Consider the following 1,568-nt stretch of genomic DNA (forward strand, 5'->3'; position numbering starts at 1 on the left):
CCGGGGTTCTTCGGGATCAGCCCGCGTGAGGCGATGTCGATGGACCCGCAGCAGCGGCTGCTGCTGGAGACCTCCTGGGAGGCGTTCGAGCGGGCCGGCATCGATCCGGTGAGCCTGCGCGGCAGCCGGACCGGTGTGTTCGTCGGCGTGATGTACAACGACTACGGCATGCTGCTCCAGCAGTCGGTGGAGGGCGCCGAGGGGCAGATCGGAACGGGCACCTCGGGCAGCATCGCCTCCGGCCGGGTCTCGTACACGCTGGGCCTGGAGGGGCCGGCCGTCACGATCGACACGGCCTGTTCGTCCTCGCTGGTGGCGCTGCACCTGGCCTGCCAGTCGCTGCGCACCGGCGAGTCGACGCTGGCGCTGGCCGGCGGTGTGACCGTGATGCTGACCCCGGGCACCTTCGTGGAGTTCAGCCGCCAGCGCGGACTGGCCGCCGACGGGCGCTGCAAGGCGTTCTCCGACGACGCGGACGGCACCGGCTGGGGCGAAGGGGTCGGCATGCTGCTGGTGGAGCGGCTGTCCGACGCGATCGCCAACGGCCACCGGGTGCTCGGCGTGGTGCGCGGCTCGGCGGTCAACCAGGACGGCGCGTCCAACGGTCTGACGGCGCCGAACGGTCCGTCCCAGCAGCGCGTGATCAAGCAGGCGCTCAGCAACGCCGGGCTCACCGCCGACCAGGTCGACGCGGTCGAGGCCCACGGCACCGGTACCACCCTGGGTGACCCGATCGAGGCGCAGGCCCTGCTCGCCACCTACGGACAGGGCCGGCCGGCCGGGCGCCCGCTGAAGCTGGGCTCGGTGAAGTCGAACCTGGGCCACACCCAGGCCGCGGCCGGTGCGGCCGGTGTGATCAAGATGGTGCTGGCCATGCAGCACGGTGTGCTGCCCGAGAGCCTGCACGTGGGCGAGCCGTCCTCGCACGTCGACTGGACCGCCGGCGCCGTCGAACTCCTGAGTGAGGCGCAGCAGTGGCCCGAGACGGGGGAGCCGCGCCGGTCGGCGGTCTCCTCGTTCGGCTTCAGCGGCACCAATGCGCACATCATCCTGGAGCAGGCCCCGGCGGTGGAGTCGCCCGCTGATGCGGTGGAGGCTCCCGCGGCGCCGCTGTCGGCGGCGGTGTCGGTGCCGGTGCCGTTGGTGCTGTCGGGTCGGACTGAGCAGGCTGTGCGGGACCAGGCCTCTCGTCTGGCGCAGCGGTTGGCGGCCGAGCCCGGTCTGGCGCCGGCCGATGTCGCGTTCACGTTGGCGACGGCCCGTTCGGCCTTCGAGTACAGGGCGGCGTTGGTGGTCGCCGAACCCGAGCGGATCGTCGAGCAGTTGGGCTCGTTCGCGGGTCTGGTGGAGGGTGTGGCGGGGACGGCCGGGCGTTCGGCGTTCCTGTTCGCGGGGCAGGGCAGTCAGCGGGTCGGGATGGGCTTCGAGCTGTACGGGGCCTTTCCGGTGTTCGCGGCGGCGTTCGACGCGGTGTGTGCGGAGTTGGATCCGCTGCTGGAACGGCCGTTGCGCGAGGCGATCGCCGATGAGGCGCTGATCAACGAGACCGGGTATACCCAGCCGGCGCT

The 1,568-nt window shown here is 72.1% G+C and carries 1 protein-coding gene; it reads left to right on the top strand.

Translation table 11 applies throughout. From position 1 onward, the window contains the following. The coding region (locus ACFV0G_RS39200; RefSeq protein WP_380558651.1) for a type I polyketide synthase at positions 1-1,568 on the top strand (1,568 nt) is incomplete at both ends.

The sequence above is a fragment of the Kitasatospora sp. NPDC059571 genome (assembly GCF_042735675.1).
GTDB lineage: Bacteria > Actinomycetota > Actinomycetes > Streptomycetales > Streptomycetaceae > Kitasatospora.